At 60.7% G+C, this 13,710-nt stretch carries 13 protein-coding genes; 7 read left to right on the forward strand and 6 right to left on the reverse strand.

The features are described 5' to 3' along the window. From ACQY6C_RS08785 to mdlC, 3 genes are read left to right on the forward strand one after another with little or no spacing between them, the layout of a single operon-like run. Positions 1–1,056, forward strand: a complete 1,056-nt coding sequence (locus ACQY6C_RS08785) for an amidohydrolase family protein (RefSeq protein ID WP_427967683.1) — start codon at positions 1–3, stop codon at positions 1,054–1,056. Then, positions 1,053–2,651 (forward strand): MFS transporter, encoded by a 1,599-nt coding sequence (locus ACQY6C_RS08790; RefSeq protein WP_427967686.1) that lies wholly within the window; start codon positions 1,053–1,055, stop codon positions 2,649–2,651. Before ACQY6C_RS08785 ends, ACQY6C_RS08790 begins: the two co-directional genes overlap by 4 nt. Then, complete coding sequence (mdlC, locus tag ACQY6C_RS08795; protein ID WP_427967689.1) at positions 2,648–4,195, forward strand: benzoylformate decarboxylase; 1,548 nt, start codon at positions 2,648–2,650, stop codon at positions 4,193–4,195. The genes ACQY6C_RS08790 and mdlC overlap by 4 nt, the downstream gene beginning before the upstream one ends. Here the strand turns inward: mdlC and ACQY6C_RS08800 are convergent, their stop codons facing one another. Together ACQY6C_RS08800 and ACQY6C_RS08805 are read right to left on the reverse strand one after the other, a co-directional pair. Next, complete coding sequence (locus ACQY6C_RS08800; protein ID WP_427967692.1) at positions 4,196–4,666, reverse strand: DUF3237 domain-containing protein; 471 nt, start codon at positions 4,664–4,666, stop codon at positions 4,196–4,198. Further along, the gene (locus ACQY6C_RS08805) at positions 4,666–6,147 is read right to left on the reverse strand and encodes a carotenoid oxygenase family protein (RefSeq protein ID WP_427967695.1); all 1,482 of its coding nucleotides are present in this window, start codon (positions 6,145–6,147) and stop codon (positions 4,666–4,668) included. The genes ACQY6C_RS08800 and ACQY6C_RS08805 overlap by 1 nt, the downstream gene beginning before the upstream one ends. 55 nt (positions 6,148–6,202) lie before the next feature. On the opposite strand from ACQY6C_RS08805, the gene ACQY6C_RS08810 reads away from it, so the two are divergent. Further along, positions 6,203–6,679, forward strand: a complete 477-nt coding sequence (locus tag ACQY6C_RS08810; RefSeq protein WP_427967698.1) for a MarR family winged helix-turn-helix transcriptional regulator — start codon at positions 6,203–6,205, stop codon at positions 6,677–6,679. 29 nt (positions 6,680–6,708) lie between these two features. After that, a complete protein-coding gene (locus tag ACQY6C_RS08815) occupies positions 6,709–8,052 on the forward strand; it encodes an MFS transporter (RefSeq protein ID WP_427967701.1) in 1,344 nt (447 codons plus the stop codon). On the opposite strand, the gene ACQY6C_RS08820 is transcribed toward ACQY6C_RS08815, so the two are convergent. After that, positions 8,044–9,543 (reverse strand): AMP-binding protein, encoded by a 1,500-nt coding sequence (locus ACQY6C_RS08820; RefSeq protein ID WP_427967704.1) that lies wholly within the window; start codon positions 9,541–9,543, stop codon positions 8,044–8,046. The genes ACQY6C_RS08815 and ACQY6C_RS08820 overlap by 9 nt on opposite strands. Positions 9,544–9,567: 24 nt before the next feature. Then, positions 9,568–10,407 carry a p-hydroxycinnamoyl CoA hydratase/lyase gene (locus tag ACQY6C_RS08825; RefSeq protein ID WP_427967707.1) on the reverse strand — a complete coding sequence of 280 codons (840 nt, stop codon included), beginning with the start codon at positions 10,405–10,407 and terminating at the stop codon, positions 9,568–9,570. Positions 10,408–10,556: 149 nt separating this feature from the next. On the opposite strand from ACQY6C_RS08825, the gene yghU reads away from it, so the two are divergent. Continuing rightward, positions 10,557–11,471 carry a glutathione-dependent disulfide-bond oxidoreductase gene (yghU, locus tag ACQY6C_RS08830; protein WP_427967709.1) on the forward strand — a complete coding sequence of 305 codons (915 nt, stop codon included), beginning with the start codon at positions 10,557–10,559 and terminating at the stop codon, positions 11,469–11,471. A gap of 183 nt (positions 11,472–11,654) precedes the next feature. Here yghU and ACQY6C_RS08835 read toward each other — a convergent pair whose 3' ends face one another. Beyond that, the gene (locus tag ACQY6C_RS08835) at positions 11,655–12,215 is read right to left on the reverse strand and encodes a YqgE/AlgH family protein (protein ID WP_427967712.1); all 561 of its coding nucleotides are present in this window, start codon (positions 12,213–12,215) and stop codon (positions 11,655–11,657) included. A gap of 142 nt (positions 12,216–12,357) precedes the next feature. Here ACQY6C_RS08835 and ACQY6C_RS08840 point away from each other — a divergent pair, with 142 nt between their 5' ends. Then, positions 12,358–13,077: a nuclear transport factor 2 family protein gene (locus ACQY6C_RS08840; RefSeq protein WP_427967715.1), complete on the forward strand. Its 720-nt coding sequence runs from the start codon at positions 12,358–12,360 to the stop codon at positions 13,075–13,077. A gap of 109 nt (positions 13,078–13,186) precedes the next feature. Here ACQY6C_RS08840 and ACQY6C_RS08845 read toward each other — a convergent pair whose 3' ends face one another. Further along, on the reverse strand, positions 13,187–13,702 hold the full coding sequence (locus tag ACQY6C_RS08845; RefSeq protein WP_427967718.1) for a MarR family winged helix-turn-helix transcriptional regulator: 516 nt from the start codon (positions 13,700–13,702) through the stop codon (positions 13,187–13,189). Positions 13,703–13,710 lie beyond the last annotated feature (8 nt).

Consider the following 13,710-nt stretch of genomic DNA (forward strand, 5'->3'; position numbering starts at 1 on the left):
ATGACACACGAACTCAAGACTGGCGGCGATCGCGGATATTTGCGGATCGCGACGGAGGAAGCCTTCGCCACGCGCGAGCAGGTCGATGTGTTCCTGCGCATGGTGCACGATGGCACCGCGGACAAGGGTATGGTCTCGCTATGGGGATTTTACGCGCAGAGCCCCTCCGAACGCACGACGCAGATCATGGACCGCCTGCTCGACCTTGGCGATCAGCGCATCCGACACATGGACGAAACGGGGATCGACAAGGCAATCCTGGCTATGACCAGTCCGGGTGTGCAGCCCATGCTCGACACCGAAGAGGCCAAGGGTATTGCCAGCCGCGCCAATGACTATCTGGCCGATGCCTGCCAGGCTCACCCCGATCGCTATATCGGAATGACGGCAGTTGCGCCGCAGGATCCGCAATGGTCGGCGCAGGAAATCCGGCGCGGCGCAGAGGAGCTTGGTTTCAAGGGCGTCCAGATCAACAGCCACACGCAGGGGCATTATCTGGACGAGCCCCAATTCGACCCCATTTTCCGCGCGCTCGCCGATACCGGCCAGCCGCTCTACATCCATCCGGCCACCCTGCCTGACGAGATGATGGGTGGAATGATCGACGCCGGGCTGGACGGTGCCGTGTTCGGCTTCGCGGTCGAGACCAGCTATCACCTGTTGCGACTGGTCACGACCGGCATTTTCGACCGCTATCCAGATCTGCAGATCATGGCCGGGCATGGCTGCGAGGCGCTGCCCTATTGGCTTTATCGCACCGATTTCATGCACAAGGCCGGCATAAGATCAGGCCGCTACGAGCGCCTCAAGCCACTCAAGCACGACCTGTTCCACTATATGCGCAACAATTTCCTCGGCACCTGCAGCGGCTTGCCGTTCGAGCCTGCAATCAAGCTGATGATCGAGGTGATGGGCGAAGACCGCGTGATGTATGCGATGGACTATCCCTATGAATATGTGGCGGACGAGGTTCGTGCGATGGACAATCTCGACATCACCGATGCGCAGAAGAAGAAGTTCTTCCAAACCAACGCCGAAAGGTGGTTCAAATTGTGAGTGGTGACGCGCTGCCGAGGGTTCCGCTGAAAGGCGCAGGATATGCGCTGACGCTGGTTGCGCTCACGCAGGCACTGAGCCTGCTCGACCGGCAGATTCTCGCGATCCTTGCTCCGGCCATCAAGGCCGATCTCCATATCGGAGACGCGGAGATGGGCCTGCTCTATGGCACTGTTTTCGCACTGTTCTATGCGTTGTTCTCGCTCCCGCTCGGGCGCGTGGCCGATGGCTGGATCCGCACCAAATTGTTGGCTCTGTGCATCCTCACCTGGTCCGTGGCGACGGCGCTTGCCGGGATGGCATCGAGTTTCGCCCTGCTCGCACTCTCGAGACTGGGCGTCGGGATCGGTGAAGCGGCCTCGCAACCGGCGGGCACATCGCTGGTTTACGATTACTGGCCAAAGCATCGCCGCGGCTTCGTGATGTCTGTGATCGCTTCCGCCATTGCGCTGGGGCTGGGTGGATCGCTGGTGCTGGGCGGGCTTGCGGCCGATTGGTGGACGCATCGCTTTGAAGCGGGCAGCGAGCCCTTGGGGCTGGCCGGATGGCAGTTCGCCTTCCTCGTCGCCTCGGCACCCGGCCTCGTGCTGGCACCCTTGCTGTGGTTCATGCGCGAACCGGAGCGCGGAGTGATGGACGGGATCGAGACGCCGCCCGATCCCCATCCATTCAGGGCGGGAACGCTTGTGCTCGTTTCGGTCCTGCCCATGGGCAATTGGGTCAGTCTGCGGCGGCTGAATGCACCATCGCAGGCATGGCGCAACAATTTCGCATGGCTGGCGGGGATCGCGTTCGCCATGGTTTCGCTCTGGTGGGCCACCAGCACCGCATCGCCCCGCCCCGCAATCGAACTCGGTGTCATTTCGATAGACCCTCATGCCCTGCAATGGACCGTGATCGGCTTCGGCCTGTTCGTGATGGTCAACCTGCTACAGAATATGCGGCTGGCCGATGCGCAAGCCTTTCGTGTCATCACGCGTTCGCCGACGCTGATCATGTGCATGGCCATCGGCACGCTGCAATCGATCATCAACTACGGGATGATGGCCTTCAATCCCAGCTTCCTGATCGGCACCTATGACCTGTCGATGCGCGACGCTGCGCTCCAGTTCGGGATGCTCGCGGCAGCCATGGGGATCGGCGGACCGATGATTTGGGGCCCGCTTTCCGACAAGCTCCACGTGAAGTTCCCCTCTTCAGGCAGGGCCTGGGTGGCGTTGTTCGCAATGGGCCTTTCCCCGATCATGTCCTTCTGGGTCTATTTCGCGCCTAGCGCGGGCGATTTCTACCTGCGCTTCGTGGCATACAGCCTGGTGCTGACTGGCTGGCTGCCCCCGCTCTACGCGATCCTGTATGAGCAGGTTCTGCCGCGTATGCGCGCGATTACGGCGAGCGTTTACCTGCTGGCCATGACAATACTTGGCTTGGGCATCGGCCCCTATATGGTAGGCATGATTTCAGACGCGACCGGGGACCTGCGCGCCGCCATGCTATCCGTAAACGCCGCAGCCATTCCGATTGTCATAATGCTGCTGGTCATCGCCAGGCGGTCGCAGCGCGACGAAGAAACCCTGCTGGAAAGGGCTGCAGGATGACAAGTGTTCGTGAAGCAAGCTTCGCCGTCTTCCGCCATTTCGGCGTCGATGCGCTGTTCGGCAATCCGGGTTCGACCGAGCTGCCGATGCTGCAAGGCATGCCTGACGACATTCCCTATGTGCTGGGTCTGAATGAAGCGGTCGTGCTGGGAATGGCGGACGGCTATGCCCAGGCGACGCGCAGACCCTCGCTGGTCAATCTGCATAGCTCGGCAGGCACCGGCAATGCGCTGGGCAATCTCTACACCGCCTATCGCAACAACACGCCGATTGTCGTGACGGCAGGCCAGCAGGCGCGCTCGATCCTGCCCTTCGATCCCTTCCTGGGGGCAGAAAGGCCGACAGAGTTTCCGCGCCCCTTCGTCAAATGGGCCTGCGAGCCTGCCCGCGCCGAAGACGTGCCGCTCGCGCTGGCCCGGGCGTTCCATATTGCCATGACCCCGCCGATGGGGCCGTGCTTCGTATCGGTTCCCGTCGACGATTGGGACCGTGAATGCGAAATGCCGGAAATGCCGCAGCTCGCGTTGGTGGCGCAGCCGCCCGCAGACGGGATCGCACAGCTTGCTGCGATGCTGGATGCGGCGGAGCGCCCCGCACTGGTGCTGGGTGCGGGCGTAGCGCGCTCGGGCGGCTGGGATGCCGCGATTGCGCTGGTTGAGCGCTGCCAGGCCGACGTCTGGTGTTCGCCGCTATCCTCGCGCGAGACATTCCCGGAAGATCATCCGCGCTTTGCCGGCTTTCTGCCCGCCTTCCGCGAAGAGATTGTGCGCCTTCTGTCACCCTATGACACCGTTCTGGTCGCGGGCGCGCAGGCCTTTTCCTATCATGCCGAAGGGCACGGCCCCCACATTGCGCCGGGCACCAAGCTGGGCCTGCTCAGCGACGATCCACAGCATCATTCATTCCAGCCCGGAGGGATTGGCGTGCTTGGCGACGTTGCCGCGGGCTTACACGCCCTTGCACTGAGCGTTGCCGCGAAACCCGCGCGCGACGCGAGCCCGCGTGCCGCCGCGCCGGAGCCTGCGATGAGCGACGCCTATGTGCTGCATCGAATTGCCGAATTGCGCTCGGCTGGCTCTATCCTGGCCGAGGAAGCGCCAACCGCCCGCGGTGCGATGCATGACCACTTGCCCGTCACCACCGAGCAGGGATTCTTCACCACGGCCAGCGGCGGCATCGGCTACACCATGCCAGCAGCGGTAGGCATTGCGCGCGGCCTGCCCGAGCGCAAGGTCATCGCGCTCATCGGCGACGGGTCTTCCATGTACAGCATCCAGAGCCTTTGGAGCGCTGCGGAGCAAAGCGCCAATGTCAGCTTCCTGATCCTCAACAACCGCAAATATGCCGCGCTCGATCATTTCGCGCAGATCTTCGGGATGAATCACGTGCCGGGCACGGACATTCCGGGGATCGATTTCGTCAAACTGGCGGAAAGCATGGGCGTGCCAGCTCGGCGCGTGAGCCAGACGGGGTCGCTCGACGAAACGCTGCATTGGAGCTTTGCCGAAAGCGGCCCGACTTTGGTCGAGCTGGTCCTCGACTGATCAGGTTACGCGCCACACCCAGAGCTTGATCCCGCTGGCAAAGCGCGCGCCCGAACAGATGAAGATCGACTTGTTCATCCAGTCATATTTGCCTTCGGGCGCGATGAACTCTGGCACAGTACGGAAGTAATATTCGGACGGGTCGACTTCTTCGCCATTCTTCAGCCGTTCCATCACTTCGGGTGGGCCGTGGCGCAGACCCTTGTTGCGGATCTGGATCAGCGTGCCATCATCGGTCTCGATCGCATAGATCGCATCGGCCACCGTCACGCCATCGTGCCGGGTGAGCTGCCAATCGGCCGAATTGCCCATCAGCCTGCCGTTGATCTTCGGCCCCTTTACATAGCCGCCCTGAAGAATCGGGATTATGCGCCGCGCGCCATCATGGGTTGCGCCGATTTCACGCGGAGGCTCCAGGTCGCCGCCCGCTTCATAGACGAACTCGAGGCCTGGAGGTGCGGGAGGCTGCATCAAGCGACCTCCAATACCTTCAACCCGATATCCTCGCTGCGCGCGAAATTGCCATGCAGGCCGAAGCGCAGGCGGATCGGCACATGGACGGTCGCCACCGGACCCTTCTCGATATCGAGCGCGTCGAAGATCAGCAGGTCGCTGGTGTGGCTGTTCAGCCGGTTGCAAACCATCACAATCCAGCCATCGCCTTCGGGCGCATCCTTGCTTCGCGGGATGAAGCAGGGTTCCTGCAAAGTGCTGGAGGAGCCGCACCACCAATGTTGTTCCTTGCCGGTCTGGAAGTCCAACAGGCACAGGCTGTTAAGCAGCATGCCGGAAATGCTCCTGACTTCGGAATCGACCGGCTTGGCCGGATCGATTTCCAGCATCCAGCCATAGCGATAGGGCAAGCCGGCAAAGCGGTCATCGATGCGCGGAAACTCGCCTACGCTTTCCGATAGTCGCTCGACACTCTCGAACTCATCGGAATTGGAGGCCAGGTCCACCGTCCATCGGGTTGGGCGGCTTGCCGCGGCCATCGGATCGAATTCGGCACCATGAACATCCGGGAAGAAGGGGAACATGTTGTTCTCTGCCTCGGGAGTATCGAAATGGACTTTCGTACCTTCCTGGAAAGCATTGAACACGTGGCTGGCGAAGCAATTGCCGCGCTTGAACCAGCGAATATCCTCATCCTTCAGATCGTCCTTGCGCGGAATGATCCCGAGATAGACCGGCATGGTCGTGTCGAAGCCGAAATGCGGCTTCTTCTGTTCAAGTCGCTCCCAATTGCCGATCGACGGCACGATATGGAGCACGAGGTAATCCTCGGTAATCGCGAAGTCGTGCATCATGCAGTAATAGGGAACCTTGAACCACTTCTCGCGCACCAGTTCGCCCTCGGGCGATACTTCCATGTAGGACACGTCATCGGTGCACAGCCCGCTCGCCGCATAGCCGATGGCGACCATATTGCCGGTGTTGGGATCAATCTTCGGATGGGCGGTGAAGGTCTGACTCTTCATCGCTCCGTCCCAGGTCTCGAATGCCTCGGTCTCCATCGTCACCGGGTCCATCGTCAGCGCTGGCGAGTCCTCCTTCATCGCCCACAGCTTGCCCGCGTAGATCCAGGCATTGGTGTTGGCGGTCGAGCGGATCATGCCCTTCACGCTGGGATCGTCGGTCAGGGGGTTGCGATACAAGCCGAACAGGCCCCGCCCGGCTTCGCGCTCGGCCTTCCACTTGTCGGTCTGGGCCCAGCGCTGGCGGAAATCGCATTGCCCGTCATGGATGTGGAAGCGGGAAATCATCCCGTCCCCGTTGAAGGCGATATCGTCACCCAGCATGGGCGGGAATTGCGGATCGGGCTGAACCCGGTAAAAGGCTCCATCGAGTTCGGCCGGTATTTCACCTTCGTGCGCCAAATCCGAAATGTCGGCTTCAACCCGGCTCGGGGTGTTGAATCCCGTGAAATTGGGAGAATCCGGGAAATGCGCCATTTTTCTACCCTCTCGACTTGATTGTATGTAAGGCTAACAATTACACTGAGGTACCATGAAGGCAAGACTCCAGGAGACATTGACGGCAACGACCCCCCATGAGGAGGGAGACGACGATATTGGCGAGATCGCCGATATCGTGGGATTCCATATCCGGCTTGCCCACGGAGCTGCCTATCGCCACTTCATGGAAACCTTCGCGCATCTTGAACTGACGCAGAAACAGGTTTCCGCACTCTGGCTGATCGATGACCATCCCAACATATCGCAGACCGGGTTGGCAAAGCTCATGCGGATGGATCGAGCCACGACCATGGCGATCGTCAACAGGCTGGACGGACGCGGCTATCTGACACGCAAGACCGTGGTCGGGGACAGGCGCAAGCAAGCGCTCAAACTGACTGCAGGTGGACGCAAGATGCTTGCCACCGCAAAGGAGGCGATCCGCGATCATGAATCCTGGCTCAAATCGCGCTTCACGGAAAAGGAAGTTGCTCAGTTGATCGAACTGCTGACGCGAATCCACGAATAGCATTCTAATATTTTGGGGAGAGACACCGGATGGATGCGAACGATCCACGCGTGGTGATTGACGAAAACGCGATGAACTGGCGGCAATATGCCGTCGTAATCCTGATGGTTGTACTGAACGCACTCGACGGCTTCGACGTGCTCTCGAGCGCTTTTGCCGCGCCGGGTATCACCAAGGAATGGAGCATTCCACGCTCCGAGCTTGGCGTCGTGCTTTCGGCGGAGCTGGTCGGCATGGGATTCGGATCAGTCCTGCTGGGCGGCGCGGCGGACAAGATCGGTCGCAAAGTCACCATGTTGGTGTGCCTATTGTTCATGGCGCTGGGCATGTATCTTGCCAGTTCTGCCCAGGCAGTGCCCCCGATGGTGGGATACCGCTTTGTGACCGGTGTCGGAATTGGCGGCATGCTGGCCGCAACCAATGCGGTAACCGCAGAAAGCACCAATCTGAAACTGCGACGGACCGCGATTGCCGCCTATGTTGCAGGCTACCCGCTCGGAGCGATCATCGGAGGTATCGCCGCTTCGGAATGGCTGCTTCCCGACTATGGGTGGCGAGCAGTGTTTCTGTTCGGCGCGATCGTTACAGTCGCGATGATCCCGCTGGTAATCTTGCTGGTACCGGAAACCGCAGCCTTCCATTCCACCAAGGGCAATCTGGCGGGCGTAAACCGCACCTTGCACGCCTTCGGCAAATCCGCGCTTGAGGCTCTCCCCGTGCGGGCAGACGACACGGAAAAGCCCAAGGTCATGGACATCCTGTCAAATCCGAAACTACGGCCTGTTACACTGCTGCTCGCCTTCGGCTATATGTTTCACACCGTCACCTTTTACTACATCCTGAAGTTCGCGGTGCAGATTGTTGCCGACTATCCACCCGGCTATCCGCCTTCAGAAGCAGCGACCGTGCTGACCTGGGCCAATGTCGGCGGGTTCCTCGGCAGCTTCCTGTTCGGCATGATCATGGCGCGCTTCGGCATTCGATGGCCGACGGCGCTCATGCTGCTGATCGGTGCGGTGATGGTGGGCGCATTCGGGCTCGGCCGCGAGACGCTGTCAGGCTGGCAGTGGGCCACGATCCTCACCGGCTTCTTCACCAATGCCGCGATCAGCGGATATTATGCTGCATTTGCGCGGGGATTTCCGGCCTATGCGCGCGCGACCGGCACGGGCTTCGTCCTCGGTGTGGGACGGTTCGGCGCTGCGGGTAGCCCGCTCATTGCCGGCGCGCTTTTCACCTGGCTCGGCAATGATGAACTTCTGACCGTATCCTGCATCATGGCGACCGGTTCAATTGCGTCGCTCGTCCTGTTCATGCTGGTGCCTGAACGCGACGGCGATGAGGAAATGAGACGCCCGGCAGCCTCAGCCTAACGCGAGCTCCCCTTTCGCCCGTTCCAGCAGCAGGTGCTTCTGCACCTTGCCGCTGGCGGTGCGTGGAATCTCGTCGGTAATCACGGCCGTCTTGGGCACCTTGAACTTGGCAAGGCGCGCGGCGCAATGGGCGATCACCTGCTCGGCGGTAATTTCACGTCCCGGCACTGGGATGACATAGGCACGGCCCACTTCGCCCCAGCGTTCGTCAGGCACGCCGACGATCGCCGCTTCGCCCACTTCGGGCAACTCCGCCAATGCGGCCTCCACCTCGGCCGGATAGACGTTCTCGCCGCCCGAGATGTACATGTCCTTCTTGCGGTCCATAATGTAGAAGAACCCGTCTTCATCCATCATTGCCGCATCGCCGGTCAGGAACCAGCCGTCACGGAAGGCCTTGGCAGTGAGTTCCGGCTGGTTCCAGTAACCCTGCGCCACGCTGGGGCCGCGCAACCACAGTTCCCCGGTTTCGCCCGCGGGCACTTCATTTCCGTCATCGTCGACGATCTTCGGTTCGATAGTCACCCACGGCAGACCGCATGACCCGGCCTTGGCAAGCAGGACATCAAGGCGACTGGTCGGCATTCCGAAATTCGATCCGGTTTCCGACATGCCGAAGCCTTCTCCGATCCGGATCCCCGCCCCGGCATAGCGTTCGCTCTGCGCCTTGGGATTGGGCGCGCCGCCGATCGCCCAGACTTTGATGTTGCGCAGCTTTTCCGCATCGAAGCTGGGCTGGTTCCACAAGGTCGCCGCCATCTGCGGGACCGAGAAATAATGCGTGATGCCCAGTTCCGGGTCAGACAGGCGTTCAAGCGTCAGCACGGGGTCGAAACCCGGGGTGATATAGACGCAGGCCCCGGCCTGGATCGGCGCCCGGCATGCGGCATGGAGCCCGGCAGTGTGGAACAGGGGCATGTCGCACAGGAAGCGCGAATGCATCGACACTTCATTGCCAAGAATGAATCCCGTTGCACCCCAGAAGGCATTGCGTTCGGACAGCATCACGCCCTTGGGCCGCCCGCTGGTGCCGGAAGTATAGAGCAGGCAGGACACGTCCTCGAACGGCCGCCGGGCCTCGGCAGGCGGGGATGACCCGGCCGATCCGAGGTCCAGCATATCGGCGATGGGGATGCTTCGCCTGGCAGAGGGAGGAGCCGCAAAGCCATCCTGCACGAATGCGATGGCCGGCTCGGCATCGGCTGCGAGAGCCTCGATCTCTGCAGATGCGAGGCGCCAGTTGAACGGCACGAAAATGCTGCCTGCACGCACAGCGGCATATTGCAGGATAACCATTTCCGCGCAGTTCTTCGACAGCGTAACCGTCCGCGCCCCGCTGTTCGGGCCGAGTTCGGCCACCAGCCAGGCAGCCAGCCGGTCTATTGCCGCGTCAAGCTCGCGATATGTCCAGCTACGGCCATCGCCCATATCGACGACGGCCGGATTGCCGGGCACCGACTTCGCATAACTCGCGATCGGATCGAACCGCATCTGTCGCTCCCCCAGGCCCGTGCGTCAGGCCTTGATCTTCGACGTATCGAAGGCACCCAGGCCGGGCTTGTAGCTCTTTTCGTCAAGGAACTGGCGGGTCGCCTCCTTGCGAGTGGCCACACCGCCGAAATTGTGCAGCGCTTCCTGGGCGCGGATCAGATAGTCCTCGGCATTGTCATAGGTCATCTCGGTCATCCGCCGGACCGCCCATTTGGTTGCTCGCAGCGAATGGCCATCCTTCTTCTTGAGCTCGTTGGCGATCTCCGTCACGCGCTCAAGCAGCTTTTCAGCAGGGACGGCCTCGGTCACCAGCCCCTGTTCCTCAGCCTGCTTGCCGGTCAGGTTTTCGCCCATCATCGCATGGTACATGGCCTTGCGTAGCGGCATCAGATCGACCGCAACCTTTGAAGCGCCACCACCGGGCAGAATGCCCCAGTTTATCTCGGACAGGCCGAATTGAGCATCTTCGCTGGCAATCGCGATGTCGCAGGCGAACAGCGGCCCATAGCCGCCGCCGAAGCACCAGCCGTTGATCATCGCCACGGTCGGTTTCTCGTACCAGCGCAGGCGTTCCCACCAGCCATAGGCTTCGCGTTGGGACTTGCGGATTGACCACAGTCCCTGTTCTTCAGTTTCGCGGAAATATTCCTTGAGGTCCATGCCTGCCGACCAGGCATCGCCTTCGCCGGTCAGCACCAGCACCTTAACATCGTCGCGGAATTCGAGGCTTTCGAGCACCCGCAGCATCTGGCGATTGAGCTTGGGGCTCATGCAATTGCGTTTTTCCGGGCGGTTGAACTTCACCCAGGCAACCCCGTCCTTCACTTCAAAGGCGACAGTATCTTCTTCAGCACGTTCACTCATGGCATTTCCTCGCGAATCTCATATCGATTGTTATGTTGTATAACATTCTTTCGCGATCTTACCAGATGGAATTTCTTGCTTGAGGCGTGCAACCTCCTACCCATCTTGTCCGAACAGTATCGCGAACCGAGAAAATTGGAGATTTGAGTATGGCCGAAAGCGATCCGAGCATGAACCTGCCAACCGGCTATGTTCCGCCCGAGATTTGGAACCCCGAGACGCAGAGCGGGGGTAGATTCGCCAATATCAATCGGCCAACCTCAGGGGCGCAGTTCGAGCGGGAACTGCCGGTCGGCAAGCATCCTCATCAGCTCTATTCGCTGGGTACCCCGAACGGTGTCAAAGTCACGATCCTGCTGGAGGAACTGCTCGCGGCAGGCCACCAGGATGCCGAGTATGACGCCTGGATGATCGATATCGGCGCGGGCGATCAGTTCGGCAGCGACTTCGTCGAAATCAATCCCAATTCCAAGATACCGGCGATGGTGGACCGTTCGATCGACCCGCCCGTGCGGCTGTTCGAATCGGGTTCGATGATGGTCTATCTGGCCGAAAAGTTCGGGGCCTTCCTGCCGACCGAAACCCACAAGCGGGCGGAAACCTTCAACTGGCTGATGTGGCAGATGGGCAGCGCACCCTTTGTCGGCGGCGGCTTCGGCCATTTCTACGCCTATGCCCCGTTCAAGATCGAATATGCGATCGATCGCTACGCGATGGAAACCAAGCGCCAGATGCACCTGCTCGACACAGTGCTGGCGGACCGCGAGTTCATAATCGGCGACGAATACACGATCGCAGACATGGCGATCTTCCCCTGGTACGGCAACATGATGCGCAGCGCCTATGACGCACAGACCTTCCTTTCGGTACACGAGTACAAGAACCTCGGCCGATATGTGGAAACGATGCTTGCACGCGAAGCGGTGCAGCGCGGGATCATGGTCAATCGCACCTTCGGCGGGCCGGAAAGCCAGCTGCGCGAACGCCATGATGCACGCGATTTCGAGGTCAATCGCGAAGACATGGTGCTGGAACGCGGCGGCGAGCGCATCAGTTTCGACTAGAGTGATTTCGAGTGAAATGGATACATTTCGCGACTCGGAAATCACGATAATACAAGATTCTAGAGTGCAGGATTTGATTCAATCAAATCCGAACGCACTCTAGGCTCTCAGCGGCGTCGATCCGGATTTGGCCAGGCCAAATCCTGCAGCCGGCACCGAATTTCAACAGGCCCTGGGGAGCGGTCAGGCGTTGCCGGTCTGCGCTGCCAGCAGCGAAGGATCGATGCCTTCCGCTTCCCACACTGCCTGCCAGCGTTGCTCGGCAGGCTGGTCGAACAGGATGCTCTCGCTTCCCTCGGCCGAATACCAGCCATGATGCCGCATTTCACCGTCTAGCTGCCCGGCACCCCACCCCGCATAGCCGAGCGCGACGATCCAACGCTTGGGACCACGTCCCTCGGCAATCGCGCGCAGCGCATCGACGGTACTCGACAGCCCGCCCAGACCTTCCGCGACCAGAGTGTTCGGTTCGCGCCAATCGAGCGAATGGAGCACGAAGCCGGCACCCGGCTGAACCGGGCCGCCGTGATGGACCGGGCAATCGGGCGCCACCCCCGGATCGATCTTCAGCTCTTTCAGGATCGAATGGAAGGTGATGCCGCTGCGCAAATGCCCCACCCCGACACCGAACGCCCCGTTCTCGTCATGGACGTAAAGCGCGATGACCGATTTGGTGAAATTGGGATCGAACATCCCGGGCATGGCCAGCAGGAACCGGCCGGAAAGATAGCTTGCTTCGGTCATCTAAAAGAGAACCTAGCGGAAACTGGCGGGCATGAGAACGCCAACTCGGTGCAGTCAGGTCAGATCGCCCATCTTTCAAGATTCCTCTCGCCAATGTTCTAACATTCGTTAGTGTTACATACAAATATTGGGAGAGTCGAAAATGACCGTTGTCGAAGATCGACTGGGAGAACTGGAACGCCGTGTCGCCCGCATCGAAGACGAAGCAGCCATCCGCCGCCTGCAAATGGCCTATGGCTATTACATCGATTACAACCGGCCCGAAGAGGTCGCAGGGCTGTTCGCCGAGGACGGGGCGGTGGTGTTCCTATCGGGCGAATATCGCGGCCACGAAGGCGTGATGCGCCTTTACGGCACATGGTTCCAGAACCTGTTCACTGGGGGCAGGCGCGGCCCGGTCGAAGGGCTGTTGCTCGATCATTTCCAGCTACAGGACGTGATCACCGTTTCGGAAGATCGCAAGACCGCCAAGGGCCGATTCCGCGGCGTGTTGGCTGGCGGCTGGCACGATTCCGTTCTCGACAGGAAACCTGACGAAGTGCCCCAGCAGTTCTGGGAAGCGGGCATCTATGAGAACGATTACGTCCGCGAAGATGGCGTGTGGAAGATCAGGCGCCTCAACTACATGATGCAATGGCAGGCGGATTACGAGACCGGCTGGGCGCATACGATCGCGCATCTGCAACCTGCCGTGCAGACCTATCCCGAGAACCCGATCGGCCCCGATGTGATCCTGCCGGAAGAGGAATGGCGACAGACCTGGCCGCATCGCCAGGAAGTGGCGATGAGCTTCGCCCACCCTGTCCTGGGCGCAACTTTCGTGAAAGAGCATTTCACCAAGATGCAGAAGGAATGGCCCTGAGGACACCGCGACGACTGCGCGCGCCTGACAACGGCGAGGAGGCCATGCCGATCGCCGGGAATGCCGGCCATCCTGTGTTCAAGCGGACCGGTTCGCCAGCTGACAGGCGCTATTCGCTATGCCCCGACTTCCAGCCGGACATCGATTCATTGATCCGGTCTGACAGCCGGGCAAACGCCTTCCGCTCGCTCGCCGTCAAAACGCCAAGTAGTTCTTGCGCAACTTGCGAGAAGGACGGGGCCAAAGTCTGGTAGGCCTGCACGCCCTCCGCCGTCAGCCTGACGGGTTTGCGACGGCGATTGGCTCCGTCGGGTGCCTCCTCGATCCAGCCCCGCTTGCGCAAGCTGGCAATGGCGCGGCTGACGTTCATCGGTGCCACGCCCATCAATTCGGTCAGGTCGTGACCAGCCATGCTGCCCTCTCCCGCCAGCGCCATCATGACCTTCAGTTCCGCCCGGCCAATCCCTGCCGGATCGCAAACGCCCTCTTTCATCGGTGCGTTCACGAAACTGCCCATCTTCAGGATGCCGATAAGCAGCGCGACGAGGCTATCCCCTGAAAGCTCGATGCTCTTGTGCCCTGCCTCAGGCATGTTCCCAGTCTTCCCCATGATCGTAGAACCCATAATTCGCG

The organism is Altererythrobacter sp., assembly GCF_050299635.1.
GTDB lineage: Bacteria > Pseudomonadota > Alphaproteobacteria > Sphingomonadales > Sphingomonadaceae > Erythrobacter.